This is a genomic window from Dermacoccus sp. GAS27A (assembly GCF_044909235.1).
GTDB lineage: Bacteria > Actinomycetota > Actinomycetes > Actinomycetales > Dermatophilaceae > Dermacoccus > Dermacoccus nishinomiyaensis.
Window position 1 is genome coordinate 53,233 of record NZ_JBIYDW010000007.1, and the last position, 19,613, is coordinate 72,845.

Below are 19,613 nucleotides of genomic sequence, written 5' to 3' on the forward strand. Positions count from 1 at the left end.
CGCCACTAGTGTTGCTCGCATGACAACGGCCCTGTACCGCCGCTACCGCCCCGAGACGTTCGCCGACGTCATCGGCCAAGAGCACGTCACCGAACCCCTCATGCAGGCGCTGCGGACGGGGCGCGTCAATCACGCGTACCTGTTCAGTGGGCCGCGCGGGTGTGGCAAGACGACGTCGGCGCGCATCCTCGCGCGTTGCCTCAACTGCGAGCAGGGCCCGACGCCGACGCCGTGCGGGGTGTGCGACTCGTGCGTGGCGCTCGCTCGTGGCGGTGCCGGCAGCGTCGACGTCATCGAGATCGACGCGGCCTCGCACGGTGGTGTCGACGACGCGCGTGACCTGCGTGAGCGCGCGTCGTTCGGCCCGGCGAGCAGCCGCTACAAGATCTACATCATCGACGAGGCGCACATGGTGACGCCGCAGGGCTTCAACGCGCTGCTCAAGATCGTCGAGGAGCCGCCGGAGCACGTGAAGTTCGTGTTCGCGACGACAGAACCGGAGAAGGTCATCGGCACGATCCGCTCGCGCACGCACCACTACCCGTTCCGCCTCGTGCCGCCGAAGAAGCTGAGCGACTACATGGAGACGCTGCTCGACGCCGAGGGCGTCGCGTACGAGCCGGGCGTGCTGTCGTTCGTCACGCGCGCGGGTGGGGGTTCGGTGCGTGACTCGCTGTCGGTGCTCGACCAGCTCATCGCCGGGTCGGGGCCCGAGGGGCTGACGTACGCCGGCGCCGCGAGCCTGCTCGGCTTCACCGATGACGAACTGCTCGACGGCATCATCGAGGCGTTCGCGGCCGGTGACTCGGCGGCGGTCTTCCGGCAGATCGACCGCGTCGTCGAATCGGGCGCCGACCCGCGACGGTTCGTCGAGGATCTGCTCGAGCGTCTACGCGACCTCATCGTCGTCGCGGCCGTGGCCGAGGGTGCGGGCGCCGTGCTGCGCTCGGTGCCGGAGGACCAGCTGGAGCGCATGCGCTCGCAGGCGGCCTCGTTCGGTGCTGGGGCGCTGTCGCGCGCGGCGGACGTCATCAATGCCGGCCTGACGGAGATGACGGGCGCGACGTCGCCGCGCCTGCAGCTCGAACTCATGTGCGCGCGCGTGCTGCTGCCCGGCATCGCGGGTCTCGACGGGTATGCGGCGCGACTCGACCGGATGGAACGTCGCCTCGACATGGGCGAACTGCCGCCTCGTGCTGCCGCGGGGCCGGTGCCACATGCGCCGCCGATGCCTCCCGCCGGTGCATCGGCGCCGACGCAGGGCGGGGTCGGCGCGAGCGCCGGCGCGGCCTCTGGGGTGGGTGCGAATGCTGACAGGGCAGGACGCTCGGGCGGTTCCGCCGAGGACGCCGCATCGGCGACGGCGGGTGTGACAGGGGCGGCGGGCGCTCCTCAGCCGGCGACGGCACCGAGGTGGCAGAGCCCGAGTGCCGGTGCAGCGCAGGAGAACTCGTCGACCGGTGACGATCTGTCTCGCGCGCCGGGTGCCGGGGCGGGGGGTGGTCGTGCTGACACCGCCGGCGTTGAGGGCGGGGATGGTCGCGCGGGTCAGTCGGGTGCCTCTCGCCCGGCAGGTCACGGCGAGGCCGCACCCGAGCAGGGTCAGCGGGCCGCTGCGGCCGCGCGCGACGACGCGCGGGTCGAGCAGCCGCAGAGCGTCACGGGAGGCGTGAGCGAGGCCGAGCGAGAGCGCGCGCAGCGTGATTTCGATGCGACGCAGCAGTCCGGCGCCGCGTCGTCGCCGCAGCAGGGTTCCGGCGAGCGCGAGAGCGGTCAGCCGGCGCGCGGAGGCATGAGCACGGACGACATCCGTCGGGCGTGGCCCGATGTGCTCGACCGCATCTTCCGCATCAAGCGCGTCACGTGGACGTTGCTCAGTCAGAACGCTCAGGTGGCCGAGTTCGACGGGCGCCGGTTGATCCTGGGCGCGACGAGCGAGGGCCTCGCCGGCACGATGAGTCGCGGGCAGCACATGGAGGTCGTGCGTCAGGCGCTCATCGAGGCGATCGGCGTCGACGTCGCCGTCGAAGCCCGCGCCATGACGGCCGGTGCCGCGGCGCCGTCAGGTCAGGGCGGGGGTCATCAGTGGGCGGCCAACGCTGCGCAGGCGCGCCAGACGTGGTCGTCGCCGAACGCGTCGCCCGCGGGTGAGGGGCCGAACGCGCAGCAGTCTGCGCGGGGATGGTCGTCGCCGAACGCTGCCCCCTCGGGGGCGCAGGGTTCGTCCCGACCCCAGGGGGATGGTGGGCAGTCTGTCGCATCGGATGGCGGGTCGTGGGGTGACGAGCCCGCGCCGCATGACGCGCCGCCCGACGACAGGTCGCAGTTCGACGAGATGGCGCAGTTCAGCGCGTCGATCGATCCTTCATCGTCCGCCGGTGGGACGGCTGACGGGCGTGTGAACGTGCCAGCAGGCTCTCACCGTGGCGAGGGTGTTGACGCTCGCCGCCAGGGCAGCCCGGGCCATGATGGTGGTTCGCGTGGTGCGACGCAGGATGCGTCCGGCCAGAACGCGTGGGGCGATCCCGCCTCGGGAGGAGCGCGCTCTGCTGCGCCGCAGCAGGGTCGTCAGGGCCAGGGACGCCCCGGTGGGTGGCGCGATCGCACCGGTTGGAACGGGGCGCAGGGCGGCCATGCCCGCGTCGATCCGGCGCGGGCCGGCGACCCCGCCGAGGGCGTCGCGCCGCGTGAGGCTGATTCGCCGCGCCAGGACGCAGGCCTCGCGGCTGCCGCCGCGCAGAGCAGCGCGTGGGGTTCGGATTCGCGCGGCGACTGGGGCGCGCAGGCCGGCCCGGCGCCGTCATGGGCGAACGACGACGCGTCTCCCAGCATGCGCGGAGCCGGCCACGGTTCTGCGGACGAATCCTCGCGGAACCAGGGATCGGCCAACGGCGCCTCGAACAGGGGCGACGCGTCCGGTGGCGTCGCGAGGGTGGGCGCGAATCCTTCGGGGCGCTCGGTCGAGGCGTCGCCGGCTGACAACGGCGGCACCAGCAGCGGCGTCGGTGCCAGTGGTGTCGACGACAGTGCGGGTGCGCCCTCGAGCGCGGGGGAGCCCATTCCTGACTGGATGGAGGACGAGCCCGAGACCGACGTCGAGGCCGTCTACGATCCGCTGCCGCCTCGTTCGGGCGAGAGCGATCGAGCCGGTGCTCGCGAGCGCGCCGGCGATGGGCAGGCCGAGGCGGCCCACGACTCGGCGGCGGCGGGCAGCGTTGCGCCTGCGCCGCAGCCGACGCAGGGCGCCGTCGACGACGGGCGCGCGCTGACGCCGCGTCAGCGCGCCGAGAAGGCGGCGCGGGAGGCCGCGCAGCGTCAGGAGGATGCCGAGCGGGGCGGGCGCGGCCGCTTCGATGATGCGTCGGCGAGCGTCGACGACGAGGACATCGAGAACTCGGACGCCGTCGGGCTGCCGATCATCAAGTCGGTACTGGGCGGCACGGTCATCAAGGAAGAAGGCCCTGACGCGAACTGACCTGACACGGGCTGACGAAAGTCGTGGCAGCGCTGCGTGGCGCGACCGTCACGGATGCCAGGCCTTGGCCCGGGTTCTACCGGGCCGTAGGGCACGGGCCGGCTCGCGGGGCGCGTCAGCACAAGCGGGATGCGACGGCGACATGCCAGCAAGAGCGGGACGCGACAAAGACGCGGCAGTGAGAGCGGGCCGCACAGCAGACGCGTCAGCAAGAACCAGTCACGCGGGAGACGTCAGCAAGAGCGGGGCGCGATGGAGAGTGGGCGAGTGAGAAGAATGATGGGACGCATGGGACGAGCAGGGTTCGCCTTCAGGATCGACACGGCGTTGGCGCCGCATGAGGCATGGCGGCGCGTCGTCGACGTGTCGGCGCACGGCGAGGTCGTGCCGTTCACCACGGGTCGCGGGCCGGCTCCCGAGGACGCAGTCGTCGGGTCACGCTACGTCGCGCGGACACGGCTCGGGCCGCTTGGCTTCGACGACGTCATGGTCGTCCGGGAGATAGAAGCCGGCCGGCGCGTCGTGTTCGAGAAGGTCGGTCGCCTCCTCGGCGGTGTCGTGACGGTCGAGATCACCCCGGTGCGCCGGGCCGCCGGGCCCGACCGGGCAGACGGCGAGCGGGACCTCGACGGCGGTGCAGAGGTCGCCTGGGCGCAGAGCATCACCCTGCCGTGGGTGCCGGGTCGCCTTCGCCCCGCCGCCGCTTTCGTCACCCGCGTGGCGGCACCCGCTATCGGCGCAGGCTATCGCCGGGTGGTGACGAAGCTGCTCGATCCGCGCCGCTGACCTACGCCCCGCGCGCTCGATTGGGGTTGTCACCGGTGACGCGTAGGCTTGCCGATCGTGTATGAAGGCGTGGTTCAAGACCTCATCGACGAGCTCGGTCGGCTGCCCGGTGTCGGGCCGAAGTCGGCGCAGCGCATCGCGTTCCACCTGCTCGAGGCGGATGTCGATGACGTTCAGCGTCTCGCGGAGGTGCTGCTCAAGGTCAAGGAGACAGTGCACTTCTGCGAGGTGTGCTTCAACGTCGCCGAGACGAACCTGTGTCGTGTGTGCGCCGACCCGCAGCGCAACCCGGCGCTCATCTGCATCGTCGAGGAGAGCAAGGACGTCGTCGCGATCGAACGCACCCGCGAGTTCCGCGGGCGCTACCACGTGCTCGGCGGTGCGTTGAACCCGATCGAGGGCGTCGGCCCGGGCGACCTGCACATCACCGAGCTCATGGCGCGCCTCAGCGACACGTCGCTCGAGGAGATCATCATCGCGACCAACCCGAACCACACGGGTGAGGCGACGGCGAGCTACCTCGCGCGCCTCATCGGACCGATGGGCGTGACGGTGAGCCGCCTCGCATCCGGCCTGCCTGTCGGCGGCGATCTCGAATACGCCGACGAGGTGACGCTCGGCCGTGCCTTCGAGGGCCGCCGCGTCCTCGTGTTCTGACGCCCCGTGATGTGACGCATCCTTCGTCGCGGGCGTGCCGCCTCGACGAACATGAGTTCGGCCCGACGAATACGAGCGAAATGGTCGAACACGAGCGGCAGATCGCTCAGGTTCGACCATTCCGCTCGTACGGGCCGACAGCTGGTCATATGGCGCCCGTCGCGGCCGCAGAACCAGTATCTGAGCGCTCAGCGAGCCTGCAGGGCGCAGTGCCTAGACTCGCCGTGACCGACCGAAGTCGACCCCCGGAGCAACACCGTGAGCCTGATCGTCCAGAAGTACGGCGGTTCGTCCCTCGCCGACGCCGACAGCATCAAGCGTGTCGCGCGACGCATCGTCGACACGAAGAAGGCGGGCAACAGCGTCGTCGTCGTGGTCTCCGCGATGGGCGACACGACGGACGAGCTGCTCGACCTCGCCGCGCAGGTCAGCCCCGCGCCGCAGGCGCGCGAGATGGACATGCTGCTGACGGCGGGGGAGCGCATGTCGATGGCGCTCGTCTCCATGGCCATCGCGAACCTCGGCCATTCGGCGCGCAGCTACACCGGCAGCCAGGCGGGCGTCATCACCGACGAGGTGCACGGCAGGGCGAAGATCATCGACGTGACGCCCGGCCGCATCCAGCGGGCCGTCGACGAGGGGCACATCGTCATCGTCGCCGGGTTCCAGGGCGTCAGCCAGAGCACGAACGAGATCACGACGCTCGGACGCGGCGGTTCGGACACGACGGCCGTCGCGCTCGCCGCCGCCATCAAGGCCGACGTGTGCGAGATCTACACCGACGTCGATGGCATCTTCACCGCCGACCCGCGCATCGTGCCGAAGGCCCACAAGATCGACCGAATCACCAACGAGGAGATGCAGGAGATGGCGGCACAGGGCGCGAAGGTGCTCATGCTGCGCTGCGTCGAGTACGCCCGCCGATTCGACCTCCCCATCCACGTGCGTAGCTCCTTCAGCCACCACGAGGGCACCTGGGTCGTCAACGACAAAGAAGGAGACACCGTGGAAGACCCGATCATCGCCGGCGTCGCGCACGACCGCAGCGAAGGAAAGATCACGATCGTCGGCATCCCCGACTCACCCGGGCGCGCAGCCGCCGTCTTCCGCGCCGTCGCGGGCGCGGGCCTCAACGTCGACATGATCGTCCAGAACGTCTCCGCCGGCGAGGACAAGCGCACCGACATCTCCTTCACCGTGCCGAAGGACGAAGCGCCCAAGGGTGTCGCCGTCCTCAACGCGATGAAGGACGAACTCGGCTTCGACCGACTCCACTACGACGACACGATCGGCAAGCTGTCGCTCGTCGGCTCCGGCATGCGCTCCAACCCGGGCATCTCGGCGACGCTGTTCCAGGCGCTCGCCGACGCCGGCATCAACATCGAGATGATCTCGACGTCCGAGATCCGCGTCTCGGTCGTGACGAGCAGCGACGAACTCGACGAAGCCGTCCGCCTCGTCCACACCGCATTCGGGCTCGACGCCGACGGCGAGGCCGTCGTCTACGCCGGCACCGGCCGCTGACGGGCAACGTCTGCAATCGCGGAACGGCACCCGGTGCTGACGACGCGACGCCATCATCACAGCGGGGACGCTCGACGTCTGGCCGCGCGAAAGGAACGTCACCCATGAACAAGGAACTGAATCTCGGCGTCGTCGGCGCGACAGGCCAGGTCGGCCGCGTCGTCCTGCAACTGCTCGAGGAGCGGAACTTCCCGATCAAGAGCTTGCGGCTGTTCGCGTCGGCGCGCAGTGCGGGCAAGACGCTGACGTTCAAGGGCGTCGACTACACCCTCGAGGACGCGGCGACCGCTGACCCGAGCGGCCTCGACGTCGCGATCTTCTCCGCGGGCGGCGACACGTCGAAGGCGCTCGCACCGAAGTTCGCGGCGGCGGGCGTCACCGTCATAGACAACTCCTCGGCGTGGCGACGCGACCCCGAGGTGCCGCTCATCGTCAGTGAGGTCAACGGCGAGCAGATCGCGAACACGCCCAAGGGCATCATCGCCAACCCGAACTGCACGACGATGGCCGCGATGCCGGTGCTCAAGCCGCTGCACGACGCCGCGGGGCTGATGCGTCTCGTCGTCTCGACGTACCAGGCCGTCTCCGGATCGGGCGTCGCCGGGGTGGCCGAACTCGCCGGGCAGATCCGCAAGGCCGCCGAGGCCGACATGGAGAAGATGGCGCTCGACGGCGAGGCCGTCGACCTCGGCGCGCCGAACAAGTACGTCGCGCCGATCGCGTTCAACGTGCTCGCCATGGCCGGTTCGATCGTCGACGACGGCACGAACGAGACGGACGAGGAGCAGAAGCTGCGCAACGAATCGCGCAAGATCCTCGACTTGCCCGAGCTCGCCGTGTCCGGCACGTGCGTGCGCGTGCCGGTGTTCAGCGGTCACTCGCTCAGCGTCAACGCAGAGTTCGAGCGCGCCATCACGCCCGAGGAAGCTCGTGACCTGCTCGCCGACGCCCCCGGCGTCGAACTCGCCGACGTGCCGATGCCGCGCGTCGCCGCAGGCAAGGACCCGAGCTACGTCGGACGCATCCGCCAGGACGCCTCCGTCGCCGACGGCAAGGGTCTCGCGCTGTTCATCAGCAACGACAACCTGCGCAAGGGCGCGGCGCTCAACACGGTGCAGATCGCCGAACTCATCGCTGCCGCGGGCTGACCCCCGCCCCAACGGCGATTCCTGTCCCCATCGGCGAATCTCGTCCCCATCTGCGATTTTCGGTCACATGCAACGTGGGTTGGGTGGGGCGGTCAGGCGGGACGTGAAGCCACAGGTGATGGGGCGAGAACTGCGCCAGGCGTTGGGCTCACGGGATCGAACGGTGCAGACGGCGGGTGCGATCTCGCCCAATCATGTGAGTTTCCAATCGATCTGGCGTCAACCGGGCAGGCGGACGGGTTCGTCGTCAGTGACGGCGCCTATGCTCGGAACGTGACTGCGAACCAGCCCGAACGGCCCGTCCTCGCCGTCGTCGGCCCCACGGGGCTCGTCGGCCAGGCGGTGATCGACGTCCTCGCGACGCGCGCGGACGCGTGGGACGACGTGCGTCTCTTCGGCTCCGACCGATCTGTCGGACGCAGGATGCTGTTCGGCGTCGACGAACTCGAGGTCGAACCCCTCGACAGTGAGAGCTTCGCCGGCGTCGACGTCGCCATCTTCGCGACGCCCGCAGACGTGTCGGCGAAGTGGGCGCCGTTCGCGACGGCGTCCGACTGCCTCGTCGTCGACACCTCCGCCGCGTTCCGTGATGACGACGACGTCCCACTCGTCGTGCCCGAGGTCAACGCGGCTGCGGCGTTCGAGCACCCCCGCGGCATCGTCGCGATGCCGTCGGGCCCCGCGATCGTCATGCTTCCCGTCCTCGCGACGCTGCACGAGCACTGGAGCCTCACGCACGTGACGGCGACGTCGATGCAGGCCGTCACCGGCGCGGGCAAGCGGGGCGCGGAGCGTCTCTATGAAGAGGTATCGGCGCTCACCGGCCACCCGCGCATCGGCCAGATGCCCGGTGACGTCCGCCGCTACGTCGCCGATCTGCCCGACGACTCACCGTTTCCGGCCCCGATCGTCAGCAACGTCGTGCCCTGGGTGGGTGAGCACGTCGGCGGCGGCTGGTCGAGCGAGGAGAACGACATCGCGCACGAACTGCGTGACGTGCTCGCGCTGCCGCAGCTGCGCGTCGCCGTCACGTGCGTGCAGGTGCCGATCGTCACGACGCACATGTCGACGCTGCACGTGAGCTTCGACAAGAAGGTCAAGCCCGACGACGCGCGCCGCGCCATCGTCGAGGGCGCGAACGGGGCGATCGTCATGCCCGACGAAAACGGCACCGACTGGCCGACGCCCGCCGACGCCGTTGGCACCGACCCCGTGTGGGTCGGGCGCGTGCGTCAGGTCGAGAGCAACCCGCACACGCTCGACTTCATCGTGTGCGGCGACAACATCCGCAAGGGCGCCGCGCTCAACGCCCTGCAGATCGCCGAGATGCTCGTCGGGGTCGGGCGCTACGCGCAAGCGTGAGGCCGGTCGCGTCGACGGCGTCGAGTTGCCGACCGAGCCGACGCATGAGCCACCAGCGCCGAATCCAGAAGACGGCATTGACGGTGAAGAAGGCGGCCGCGAGCCAGTCCCACCACGAACGGCGGCCATCGACGACGTCCAAGCAGCGCATCAGGGCAAGGCCGGTGAAGGCCAACGCACCCATCGCTCGCGCCCAGGGCAACTGCGCGACGCGGGCGCGTTGGATGTCGCGGTCGTGCGGGTCGTCGAGCATGCGGCCGGCGCCGGTGGCGGCGTCGATGCGGCGCTTCTCGGGCGCAGGCATCAGCTCCAGTTCGTTGAGGAGCTTCGATCGGTCCAGCTCGCCCCTCACGCGTCGCGTCATGCCGCGATTCTTGCAGTTCTTCGACGGCGCCGGTGGCCGCGTGAGGGGCGCCGCGCGAGGCCGGCTGGAAGTGGGGCGCCGATAGGCCCCCCGCGGGCGGTATGCACCATGGATGCATAACGGTGAGTTAGGCGACATGAAATAGGAGATTGTTTAATCGGGGCGTAATCTCGACTCTCGTGAAGACGCCCAACCGTGACCGTTTCGGGGTGCTGCGAGCCCGAAGCGTCCTCGTCGCGATCCTCAGCTTCGTCGCAGCCCTTCTCCTGGGTGGCCTGACGATGACCACCGCCGCTGCGCAGCAGGCCCCTGCCGTCACGAAGACCGACGACAAGCTGCCGGACACGATCAAGGTCGGCACCGAGGGCGTCTACGCTCCGTTCTCGTTCCACCAGGCGGGCAAGCTCACTGGCTACGACGTCGACTACTTCCGCGAGGTCGGCAAGCGGCTGGGGGTCAAGGTCGAGTTCGTCGAGACGCAGTGGGATTCGATGTTCGCCGCCCTCGACTCGGGCCGTATCGACGTCATCGCCAACCAGGTCGGCGCCAACGCTGAGCGTCGCGCCAAGTACGACCTGACGAAGCCATACGTCGAGAGCCACGGCGTCGTCGTCGTCAGGGATGGCTCGTCGATCAAGAACCTCGCCGACATCAAGGGCAAGAAGTCGGCGCAGAACATCACGTCCGACTGGGCAGGCGTCGCGAAGAAGGCGGGGGCGAACGTCGTCTCCGTCGACGGCATGGACAAAGCTGTCGAGCTGCTCTCACAGGGGCGCGTCGACACCTTCGTCAACGACGAACTCGCCGTCAAGTACTACCTCGCGACGCACGAGAACTCAGGGCTCAAGATCGCGAGCCGCACGAGCGACACCAGCCAAGAGGTCTTCCCGACGAAGAAGGGAAGCAAGCTCTCGCCCGCGATCAACACCGCCATCGATGAGATGAACGCCGACGGCACGAGCAAGAAGCTCTACGCCCAGTACTTCGAGACGGAGGCAAAGGGCACGAGCGTCACCGACACGATCAAGAACAACATCGGCCCGATGCTCGTGGCGACGCTCAAGGGCACGATTCCGCTGACGGCGGCGTCGTTCGCCATCGGCCTCGTCCTCGCCCTGGGCGTCGCGCTGGCACGCATGAGCGCCAACGCGGCCCTGTCCTGGCCGGCGCGCATCTTCATCTCGATCTTCCGAGGCACACCGCTGCTCGTGCAGCTCGCCATCATCTTCTTCGGCATGCCGCAGCTCGGGATCAAACTCAGCCCATGGCCGTCGGCCATCATCGCGTTCTCACTCAACGTCGCGGCGTACTCCGCGGAGATCATCCGCGCCGCCATCCTGTCCGTGCCGAAGGGGCAGTGGGAGGCCGCGGAGACGATCGGCATGAACCGGGCGACGGCGCTACGGCGCATCATCCTGCCGCAGGCGTTGCGTGTCGCCGTCCCGCCCCTGTCGAACACGCTCATCTCCCTCGTCAAGGACACGTCGCTCGCCTCGACCATCCTCGTCACCGAGATGTTCCGCCAGGCTCAGATCGCCGCCGCACCCTCGGGTGACTTCCTCGAGCTGTACGGTGTCGCCGCCGCGATCTACTGGGCTCTGTGCTTCATCCTCTCCCTCGTCCAGGGCAGGCTCGAAAACCGACTCGGAAGGCACGTCGCACGATGACTCCTCACGGTTCCACACCCGCCCGCCCCGGGGACGCTCGTTCCGCGGACGCCGCGTCGACCTCGACCACGGACGCCCTCGTCGACGTCCGTGGTCTGACGAAGTCGTTCGGCTCGCTCGAGGTGCTTCGCGGCGTCGACTTCACCGTCCCGTCGGGGTCGGTGACGGTGCTGCTCGGCCCGTCGGGTTCGGGCAAGACGACGGTGCTGCGTTCGCTCAATGCGCTCGACCTGCCTGAGGCGGGCGTCGTCCGCATCGGGGACGCCGAGGTCGACTACGTCGACGTCCCGCGCGGGCGTGACGGTCGAGCCAAGGGTGACGCTGCCAAACGTGTCGGTGCGCTGCGGTCGAAGACGGGCATGGTGTTCCAGCAGCACAACCTGTTTCCGCACAAGAGCGTGCTCGAGAATGTCACCGAGGGTCCGATCGTCGTGCAGGGCGTCGCGAAGGCTGACGCCGACGCGCGCGGGCATGAGCTTCTCGCGAAGGTGGGTCTCGACGACCAGGCCGACAAGTACCCCTACCAACTCTCGGGTGGGCAGCAGCAGCGCGTCGGCATCGCGCGCGCCCTGGCCCTCGCACCCGAGCTGCTGCTCTTCGATGAGCCGACGTCGGCGCTCGACCCCGAACTCGTCGGGGGAGTGCTGAGCGTCATGCGCGAACTCGCCGACGAGGGTCGCACGATGATCGTCGTCACCCACGAGATCGCGTTTGCGCGCGACGTCGCTGATCAGGTGCTGTTCATGGACGGCGGCGTCATCGTCGAACGCGGCGCGCCGTCACAGGTCATCGACCACCCGCGCGAGGCCCGCACCCAGGCGTTCTTGAAGCGCATCCTCGACCCGCTGAGCTGACCTCCGACGATGGTGGTGTGCTGGCATGAGAATGAGCTCTCACTGGTGCGCCACCACCATCAGCGGTAGGCGTCTCTGCGGTGTCGATGCGCAGGACGAAAACCTCATGAGCCGAGTCGTCGATGCGGTAGAGGACGCGGTAGGTGCCTCGCCGTGCGGATCACACACCGTCTAGTGCAGGTCGAAGCTCCTTGCCCACGCGATGCGGGTTCTCGCTCAACGCACCGAGGATGAACCCGGTGACGGCCGCCGCGACAGCTTCGGCCAGGGTTTCGCGGAGGGCCCGAGCCGCCGCAGGGGCTAGTGCGATCTCGTAGTCCATCGCCGTTTCAGCTTCGCAAGGAGCGGATCGCGTTCGCCCCACGCACGACGTCGTCGGATGCGTAGGCAGCGTCGCCGTCGCGAATGTCTCGTAAGGCCGACGCGTCGGCGAGCACCGTCAAGGTCTCCTCCAGCACTGAGAGGTCCTCAGGGCTGACGACGGCAACGGCCGGCCGTTCTTGGTCACGGTGACGCGTTCGTGGTGCTGGTGAACGCGATCCACGACCTCGCTGAAATGGTTGCGCACGTCACGCAGCGGGCTCGATGCTCATGGACACAACGGTGGCGTCCGTCGGGTGCGGTGCCAAGAGTGGGCGCGAGTCAGAGGCCGGTGAGTCACTTGGCGCCAGATGAGTCAGTCAGGACTGACTCACCCAGCGCGAAGTGACTCACCTGGCCCTGCGCGGCGCGCACCAAGTCAGCGGAACGCCGACTGACCCGTCAGGGCATTGCCGAGGACGAGTTGGTGCACCTCGCTCGTGCCCTCGTAGGTCATGACCGACTCGAGGTTTCCGGCGTGACGGATGGGGGAGTACTCCGTCGAGATGCCGTTGGCGCCGAGGATCGTGCGGCACTCGCGCGCGATGGCGATGGCCTCGCGGCAGTTGTTGAGCTTGCCAAGGCTGATCTGCTCGGGGCTCACGCCCGCGCTGTCCTTGAGGCGCCCCAGGTGCAGCGCGAGGAGCATGCCCTTGGAGACCTCGAGCGTCATGTCGGCGAGCTTGCCCTGCGTCAGCTGGTAGCCGCTGAGCGGTTTGCCGAACACCTGGCGGGTCGCGGCGTAGTCGAGCGCTGTCTCGAGCGAATCGCGAGCGGCGCCCATCGCGCCGAAGACGATGCCGAAACGCGCCTCCGACAGGCACGACAGCGGGCCCTTGAGACCGCGCACCTCGGGGAAGACGGCGTCAGCGGGCAGGCGGACGTCGGTGAGCGACAGCTCCGCCGTCACGGACGCGCGCAGCGACATCTTCTTCGTGATCTCACGGGCCTCGAAACCGGGGGTGTCCGTCGGCACGACGAAGCCGCGGATCTTGTCGTCGGTCTGCGCCCAGACGACGGCGATGTCGGCGATCGCACCGTTCGTGATCCACATCTTCGTGCCGTTGAGCACCCAGTCGCCGCCGTCACGCTTGGCGTGGGTGCGCATGCCGGCCGGGTCGGAACCGAAGTCCGGCTCGGTCAGGCCGAAGCATCCGACGGCGTCGCCCGCCGCCATCCGCGGCAGCCACTCGGTCTTCTGCTCCTCGCTGCCCCAACGCCAGATCGCGAACATCGCGAGGCTGCCCTGCACGCTGACGAGCGAACGAATACCCGAATCGGCAGCTTCGAGCTCGTGACACGCCATGCCGTACGCGGTCGCCGACGAACCGGCGCACCCGTAGCCGTCGAGGTGCATGCCGAGCAGCCCGAGCTCGCCGAGCCCCTTCGCGAGCTCACGCGCCGGGACGCTCGCCTCGTCATACCAGGTCGGCAGATTCGGACGCACGTGGTCGTCGCAGAAGCGTCGGACGAGGGCCTGGACGTCGCGCTCGTCGTCGCTCAGGAGCCCGTCGATCGCGACCAGACGGTTGAGTTCAGGGTTGCGGGAGAAATCACTCACGCCACCATCGTGCCTCACGCGGTGAGCGCCGGCCCCGTGTGCACCTGTGCGATCTGCGTCCCCATCCGCGATTCTTGGTCAGATTCGTCGGCGGCCCGGCGCTCGTCAGGCGACGTGGCGAAACGCCGCGACGAGGCTCGTCGCGGCGCGGTCGATGTCGGCGGATGTCGTGGCGCGCCCGAGCGTCAGGCGAATCGCGCCGAGCGAGACGCCGTCGTCACACCCCATGGCGACGAGTGTCGTTGCGGGGGAGTCGATTCCGGCGTGACACGCGCTGCCGGTGGACGCTTCGACGTCAGGCGCTGCCTCCAGCACCTCGCGCCCGAGGCGCCCCGGCAGGGAGATCATCAGCGTGTTCGGCAGACAGTTCTGCGCGGGGCTGAGGCGAACGAGGCCGGGCACGGCCGTCGAGAGGCGGAGCCACAGCTCGTCACGCAGGCTCATCATGCGCAAGGCATCGTCGGCGAGGCGCGAGAGTGCGAGCTGCGCGGCCCGCCCGAGGCCGACGATGCCGGCGACGTTCTCCGTCCCCGGACGCAGCCCGCGCTCCTGGCCCGCGCCGACGACGAGGGGCTCGATCGGTGTGCCACGCCTGACGTACAGCGCGCCGACGGCCTTGGGGGCGTACAGCTTGTGGCCGGCGAGGCTGAGCAGATCGACGCCGAGGTCGTCGACGTCGACGCCGATCTTCCCGACGGCCTGCGCCGCGTCGGTGTGGACGAGACCGCCCGCCGCGTGCACGCTCGCGGCGAACTCACGGACGGGTTGAATCGCCCCGGTCTCGTTCTGCGCGAGGATGATCGAGCCAAAGGCCACATGGTCGCGCGGCATGGGTGCGAGGTCGACGTGGCCGGCTCGCGTCACCGGCAGCGTCACGACGTCCCAGCCGTCGCGCGCGAGAAGCGCCATGGGCGCCGACGTCGCCGGGTGCTCCACGGCCGACGTCACGACGGTCGAACTCACGTCGGCCGCGGGCGACGCGCCAGCGCGGCGAAGCGCCGCCGTCACGCCGCGGATGGCGAGGTTGTTCGCCTCCGTGCCGCCGGAGGTGAACGTCACCTCGTCCGCCGACGCACCGATGAGCGCAGCGACGTGCTCGCGCGCATCGTCGACGGCACGGCGGGCCAGGCGCCCGGCCGGGGTCGCGCTCGACGGGTTGCCGCAGTGCTCGGTGAGATACGGCCACATCGCCCCGGCGACCTCCGGCGCGACGGGCGTCGTGCCGTTGTGATCGAGGTAGACGGGGCGGGCGTCGTCAGGCCGAGAACTCATGCTGACGATCCTGCCGCGACGCAGGGGCGCATCCAACTCGCGGTGCTGGTGCGGCCGTCAGGGGGCCTCACACGAGCCGAAAGTGGACGGAAATCGCGGATGTGACGGAGATTCGCGAAGGGGGACGGGATTCGCAGATGGGGACGAGAATCGCCAATGTGGACGGAAAGCGCAGAGGTGGCAGGCGGGTCGGACGGTCGCCGCACGGGGGCATGGTGGTCGGATCGGGCCTCGAGTGCCGTCGCATCTGCCATCCTCGACGTCATGCGCATCGCCGTCATGCAGGACAAGGCCGTCGTCGGTGACGTCGACGCCAACCTCGCCATCACCGACCGTCGCGCGGGTGAAGCTGCCGCGCGCCGTGCTGACGTCCTCGTCACCCCCGAACTCTTCGTCACCGGCTACGCCCCGAAGCGGTTGCACACCGTCGACCCCACCCAGCAGATCGACATCGCGGGCGCCCTCGCCGCCACCGCGGCGCGTCACGGTATCGCCGTCCTCGCGAGCTATCCCGAGGTCGCGACGGCCGACGCTCCCGCCGCCCGGGGTGGCGTCGCGCCCGGTGAGACTGCTCGACACATCGCCGCCACGCTGTTCGACACCGACGGCCACCCGATCCTGCATTACCGCAAGGTCAACCTGTTCGACGACGACGAAGCCGCCGCCTTCAGCTCCGGAACAGACGCCCCCACCACCGTCGAACTCGCCGGGATGCGGGTGAGCGTCATCATCTGCTTCGACGTCGAATACCCCGAGATGACGCGCGCCGCGGCGCTCGCGGGCGCCGACGTCATCCTCGTCCCGACCGCGCTCACCGCAGGGTTCGACGACGTCCCCCAGGTGCTCGTGCGGGCTCGTGCCCTCGAGAACGGCGTCGGCCTCGCCTATGCGAACCACGTCGGCGTCGAGGACGGGCTCACGTTCGGCGGCGGCAGCGTCATCGTCGGGCCTGACGGCGGCCTCCTCGCCCAGGGCGGCGACGGCGCCGAACTCCTCGTCGCCGACATCACCCGCGACGATGTCGCCGCAGCCCGTGACGCCGTCCCCTACCTGGCCAAGCTGCGCCGCGACACCTACGCGTCCTGGCGCTGACGTCAGCCACAGCCCCTCGGCGTGCCCGCGCCGGCGAGCAAGAACGAGCGGCATGACTGACCACGAGCGGCAGACCACTCGCATCCAGCCAGAACGCTCGTCTTCACCTCTCGCCACGTCGAAGCACATGCGTTTCCCAACACGAAACAACTCGGCGATGTGTGACATCGTGGTCTGGCCCACAGACCCCTTCGAGAGGTGCCCCGTGTCCTCATCGCTCGACGAGCAGGCGCGTTCGAGACTCCCGTTCGGCGCCCAGCTCCTGCGGCGCAAGCCGATCGGGCTGACGCTCGCGCAGGCCGAGGCGACCTCCGCCGGGCGCAGCCTGCACCGCAGTTTCGGTGTCCTGCAGCTGACGATGATCTCGGTCGGGGCGACGCTCGGCACCGGCATCCTCGTCGTCCTCGGTGAGACGGTGCCCGAGGCTGGCCCGGCGATCTGGATCTCGTTCGTCATCGCCGGCGTCGCCGCGCTGCTGTCGGCGTTCTCCTACGCCGAGATGGCGGGCCTCGTGCCCGTCGCCGGGTCGAGCTACAGCTACACCTACGCGACGATGGGTGAGGGCCTCGCGTGGGTGTGCGGGTGGTGTCTCGTCCTCGAGTACGCGGTGAGCGTCGCGGCCGTCGCCGTCGGGGCGGGGCAGTACGTCAACGAGACACTCGACTCGTTCGGCCTGGGCCTGCCCGAGGCCGTCGCGAACCCACCCGGGGCGGGCGGCGTCGTCAACGTCCCCGCAGCCCTCGTCGTCCTGCTCGCGACGGCCCTGCTCGCACGCGGCGCGCGGGAGAGTGCGCGCGTCAACACGATCATCGTCGTGCTGAAGATCGCCATCCTCGTCTTCTTCTGCGCGGTCGCGTTCACCGCGTTCAAGGCGGGCAACTTCGCACCGCTGGCCCCGATGGGTGCCGCGGGCGTCTCCGCCGCCGCGAGCACCGTGTTCTTCTCGTACATCGGTTTCGACGCCGCATCCACGGCCGGTGAGGAGGCGCGCGATCCGAAGCGGGATCTGCCGCGCTCGATCCTGCTGTCCATGATCATCGTGACGGTGCTGTACGTCGCGGTCGCCGTCGCCGCCATCGGAGCCCGCGAGTGGCACTGGTTCGACGGGCGCGAGGCGCCGCTCGTGCAGATCATGCGTGAGATCACGGGGGCCTCGTGGGTCGCGTTCATCTTCGCGGTGACGTCGGTGCTCGCCATCTTCAGCGTCGTGCTGACGGTGCTGTTCGGCCAGATCCGCATCCTGTTGTCGATGTCGCGCGACGGCCTCGTGCCGCGCGTCTTCGGCGTCATCTCCCCGCAGACGGCCACGCCGGTGCGCAGCACCCTGATCGTCGGCGGCGTCGTCGCGGTGACGGCGGGCCTCATCCCGCTCGGTGAGTTGGCCGACGCGACGAGCATCGGCACGCTGTTCGCGTTCGCCCTCGTCAACGTCGCCGTCATCTATCTGCGCGTGCGCAACCCGAAGCTGCCGCGCGCATTCACGGTGCCGCTGTACCCGCTGCTGCCGGCCGCCGGCGCGCTCATCTGTCTCTACCTCATGGCCAACCTCAGTTCCTCGACGTGGATCGTGTTCGGCGTGTGGATGGCCGTCGGCATCGCCGTCTACCTCGGCTACGGCCGCCGTCACTCCCGCCTCGCCACGCTCGACCAGGCGACCTATGAGCGTCACCTCGAAGACGACCTCGACCCCGACCATCCACTCCGAGAAGGAGACACCCCGCGATGACCGCTGTCACCGAGTTCCCGCACGATCGCGACAAGCACGCGGGCGATGCGCCCGTCACGATGCTCAACCCCGACTTCCCGTTCAGCTACGACGAATACCTCACCCACCCCGCGGGCCTCGGCAGCGTGCCGGAGGAGATGTACGGCACCGAGGTCGCCGTCGTCGGCGCCGGCCTGTCAGGCCTCATCACCGCATACGAGCTGATGAAGCTGGGCCTCAAGCCCGTCGTCCACGAGGCCGACCGCATCGGTGGCCGGTTGCGCACCGACAGTTTCAGCGCCGCCCCGGACGTCGTCGCCGACCTCGGGGGCATGCGTTTCCCCGTCTCCGGCCGCGCGCTCTACCACTACATCGACGCGATGGGCCTCGAGACGGAGGCGTTCCCGAACCCGCTGTCGGACGTCACGCCGAGCACCGTCATCGAGCTCGGCGGCGAGGCGCACTACGCGCGCACGCCCGACGAACTGCCGCAGTTCTTCCGCGACGTCGCGGACGCGTGGAAGGCCGCCGTCGACGACGGCGCGCGCTTCACCGAGATGCAGGACGCCATCCGCGCTCGTGACACGAAGCGCATCAAGCAGATCTGGAACGAGCTCGTGCCGACGATGGACGAGCAGACGTTCTACGGCTTCATCGCCGCCTCCGAATCGTTCAAGAAGGCCGGTTTCGCGGCGCGTGAGGCGTTCGGTCAGGTCGGTTTCGGCACGGGTGGCTGGGACACGGACTTCCCGAACTCCATCCTCGAGATCCTGCGCGTCGTCTACACCGACGCCGACGATCAGCACCGCCGCATCCTCGGCGGAGCGCAGAAGTTGCCCGAGGCGTTGTGGTCGCACGCGCCCGAGAAGCTCGCCCATTGGCCGGCCGGCACCACCCTGGCGAGCCTGCACGACGGGGCGCCGCGCGGCGCCGTCGCCGCCATCCGGCGTCATGAGAGCCGCGACCTCGAGGTCACCGAGCGATGGGGGCGCAAGGCGACGTACCCGGCGCTCGTCACGACGTGCCAGTCGTGGTTGCTGTCGACGCGCATCACGACCGAGGAGGCGCTGTTCAGCCCGCAGATGTGGATGGCGATCGAGCGCAGCCACTACATGAGCAGTTCGAAGACGTTCGTCATGGTCGATCGCCCGTTCTGGAAGGACATCGACCCCGCCACGGGCCGTGACGTCATGTCGATGACCCTCACCGACCGCCTCAACCGCGCCACCTACCTGCTCGACGACGGCCCGGACCGGCCCGCCGTCATCCTGCTGTCGTACACGTGGAACGACGACGCGCTCAAGTGGCTCGCGCTCGATGCCGACGAGCGCGTCGAGCTCATGCTGCACTCGCTCGCCCAGATCTACCCGGACGTCGACATCGCGAGCCACATCATCGGCCAGCCGATCACCGTCTCGTGGGAATCCGACCCCAACTTCATGGGCGCGTTCAAGGCCAACCTGCCGGGGCACTACCGGTATCAGCAGCGGCTGTTCACCCACTTCACCCAGGACGAGCTGCCGGAGCACCAGCGCGGTATCTTCCTCGCCGGCGACGACATCTCGTGGACGGCCGGTTGGGCCGAGGGCGCCGTCCAGACCGGCCTCAACGCGGTGTGGGGTGTGGTCCGTCACCTCGGCGGAAGTTCGTCTCCGGAAAACCCCGGGCCAGGGGAGCTGCTCGGCGAGTACGGCCCCATCGCCCTGGACTGACGGCGAAAATGGACTCTGACGGCTTTTCTGGGGAGAGCGGTGAGATCCGGCGTAGGGTTTACCGCAATACAACC

Annotated in this window: 16 protein-coding genes and 1 pseudogene; 12 read left to right on the top strand and 5 right to left on the bottom strand. The window is 69.3% G+C overall.

Annotation, left to right across the window (positions count from 1 at the left end):
* The first annotated feature begins 19 nt into the window (after positions 1-19).
* From ABH936_RS08790 to ABH936_RS08815, 6 genes are all read left to right on the top strand, one after another.
* Positions 20-3,475: a DNA polymerase III subunit gamma and tau gene (locus ABH936_RS08790; protein ID WP_404603046.1), complete on the top strand. Its 3,456-nt coding sequence runs from the start codon at positions 20-22 to the stop codon at positions 3,473-3,475.
* A 384-nt stretch (positions 3,476-3,859) separates the two neighbouring features.
* Entirely contained in the window at positions 3,860-4,261 is a 402-nt protein-coding gene (locus ABH936_RS08795; RefSeq protein WP_171969875.1) for a hypothetical protein, read from the top strand.
* Positions 4,262-4,318: 57 nt separating this feature from the next.
* On the top strand, positions 4,319-4,918 hold the full coding sequence (gene recR / locus ABH936_RS08800) for a recombination mediator RecR (protein WP_074040928.1): 600 nt from the start codon (positions 4,319-4,321) through the stop codon (positions 4,916-4,918).
* Between the two features lie 258 nt (positions 4,919-5,176).
* On the top strand, positions 5,177-6,442 hold the full coding sequence (locus tag ABH936_RS08805; RefSeq protein WP_006947193.1) for an aspartate kinase: 1,266 nt from the start codon (positions 5,177-5,179) through the stop codon (positions 6,440-6,442).
* A gap of 104 nt (positions 6,443-6,546) precedes the next feature.
* A complete protein-coding gene (locus ABH936_RS08810; RefSeq protein ID WP_006947191.1) occupies positions 6,547-7,590 on the top strand; it encodes an aspartate-semialdehyde dehydrogenase in 1,044 nt (347 codons plus the stop codon).
* 273 nt (positions 7,591-7,863) lie between these two features.
* On the top strand, positions 7,864-8,952 hold the full coding sequence (locus ABH936_RS08815; RefSeq protein WP_062256989.1) for an aspartate-semialdehyde dehydrogenase: 1,089 nt from the start codon (positions 7,864-7,866) through the stop codon (positions 8,950-8,952).
* Here ABH936_RS08815 and ABH936_RS08820 read toward each other — a convergent pair.
* On the bottom strand, positions 8,894-9,316 hold the full coding sequence (locus tag ABH936_RS08820; protein WP_074040914.1) for a hypothetical protein: 423 nt from the start codon (positions 9,314-9,316) through the stop codon (positions 8,894-8,896). The genes ABH936_RS08815 and ABH936_RS08820 overlap by 59 nt on opposite strands.
* 281 nt (positions 9,317-9,597) lie before the next feature.
* On the opposite strand from ABH936_RS08820, the pseudogene ABH936_RS08825 reads away from it, so the two are divergent.
* The 3 genes and pseudogenes from ABH936_RS08825 to ABH936_RS08835 all read left to right on the top strand — a co-directional run.
* A pseudogene (locus ABH936_RS08825) lies at positions 9,598-10,293 on the top strand (transporter substrate-binding domain-containing protein); the annotation flags it as partial.
* Between the two features lie 66 nt (positions 10,294-10,359).
* The gene (locus ABH936_RS08830) at positions 10,360-10,983 is read left to right on the top strand and encodes an amino acid ABC transporter permease (protein ID WP_050786614.1); all 624 of its coding nucleotides are present in this window, start codon (positions 10,360-10,362) and stop codon (positions 10,981-10,983) included.
* Positions 10,980-11,837: an amino acid ABC transporter ATP-binding protein gene (locus ABH936_RS08835; protein ID WP_288756521.1), complete on the top strand. Its 858-nt coding sequence runs from the start codon at positions 10,980-10,982 to the stop codon at positions 11,835-11,837. Before ABH936_RS08830 ends, ABH936_RS08835 begins: the two co-directional genes overlap by 4 nt.
* A 160-nt stretch (positions 11,838-11,997) precedes the next feature.
* On the opposite strand, the gene ABH936_RS08840 is transcribed toward ABH936_RS08835, so the two are convergent.
* The 4 genes from ABH936_RS08840 to ABH936_RS08855 all read right to left on the bottom strand — a co-directional run bounded on the left by ABH936_RS08840 (position 11,998) and on the right by ABH936_RS08855 (position 15,030).
* The gene (locus ABH936_RS08840) at positions 11,998-12,159 is read right to left on the bottom strand and encodes a hypothetical protein (RefSeq protein WP_254654000.1); all 162 of its coding nucleotides are present in this window, start codon (positions 12,157-12,159) and stop codon (positions 11,998-12,000) included.
* 117 nt (positions 12,160-12,276) lie between these two features.
* Complete coding sequence (locus ABH936_RS08845; protein ID WP_404603047.1) at positions 12,277-12,405, bottom strand: type II toxin-antitoxin system Phd/YefM family antitoxin; 129 nt, start codon at positions 12,403-12,405, stop codon at positions 12,277-12,279.
* A gap of 171 nt (positions 12,406-12,576) precedes the next feature.
* On the bottom strand, positions 12,577-13,758 hold the full coding sequence (locus tag ABH936_RS08850) for an acyl-CoA dehydrogenase family protein (RefSeq protein WP_404603048.1): 1,182 nt from the start codon (positions 13,756-13,758) through the stop codon (positions 12,577-12,579).
* A 105-nt stretch (positions 13,759-13,863) separates the two neighbouring features.
* Positions 13,864-15,030: a cysteine desulfurase family protein gene (locus ABH936_RS08855; protein WP_062256980.1), complete on the bottom strand. Its 1,167-nt coding sequence runs from the start codon at positions 15,028-15,030 to the stop codon at positions 13,864-13,866.
* 156 nt (positions 15,031-15,186) lie between these two features.
* Between ABH936_RS08855 and ABH936_RS08860 the strand changes: the two genes are divergently transcribed.
* The 3 genes from ABH936_RS08860 to ABH936_RS08870 all read left to right on the top strand — a co-directional run bounded on the left by ABH936_RS08860 (position 15,187) and on the right by ABH936_RS08870 (position 19,539).
* Positions 15,187-16,122: a nitrilase-related carbon-nitrogen hydrolase gene (locus tag ABH936_RS08860; protein ID WP_404603049.1), complete on the top strand. Its 936-nt coding sequence runs from the start codon at positions 15,187-15,189 to the stop codon at positions 16,120-16,122.
* Positions 16,123-16,327: 205 nt separating this feature from the next.
* Positions 16,328-17,848: an APC family permease gene (locus ABH936_RS08865; RefSeq protein WP_404603050.1), complete on the top strand. Its 1,521-nt coding sequence runs from the start codon at positions 16,328-16,330 to the stop codon at positions 17,846-17,848.
* Complete coding sequence (locus tag ABH936_RS08870; RefSeq protein WP_404603051.1) at positions 17,845-19,539, top strand: flavin monoamine oxidase family protein; 1,695 nt, start codon at positions 17,845-17,847, stop codon at positions 19,537-19,539. The genes ABH936_RS08865 and ABH936_RS08870 overlap by 4 nt, the downstream gene beginning before the upstream one ends.
* The last annotated feature ends 74 nt before the right edge of the window (positions 19,540-19,613 follow it).